Below are 266 nucleotides of genomic sequence, written 5' to 3'. Positions count from 1 at the left end.
GCGCTGAATGAAGACGTGAGATCCGGGCGGAACTGACCGAGTTCATAGCGCGCAAGCCGCAGCAGGTCTTGTTCCGGAATCGCGGCGGTCAGGCCGCATAGCTGCCAATCGATTGCAGCCCGAACGGTGGCAAACAAGTCCGGGTTGGCGTCTTCAGCGTCGCGGTATATCTGCAAAAGGGTGGGCGCGCCTGCTAGAACTTCCCCTAGACCGTTAGCGTCATCGAGATCGTCAGGATAAGCCTCTCGTGCTCGCGCTTGCTCGCC

The 266-nt window shown here is 60.5% G+C and carries 1 protein-coding gene; it reads right to left on the bottom strand.

Features of this window, described 5'->3' with window-relative positions:
• The coding region (locus SB660_RS21155; protein ID WP_410584354.1) for a hypothetical protein at window positions 1-266 on the bottom strand (266 nt) is incomplete at both ends.

Origin of the sequence: Bacillus sp. SIMBA_005 (assembly GCF_046535585.1) — a bacterium.
Classification (GTDB): domain Bacteria; phylum Bacillota; class Bacilli; order Bacillales; family Bacillaceae; genus Bacillus; species Bacillus pumilus.
This window is presented reverse-complemented; position numbering and strand designations above follow the sequence as displayed.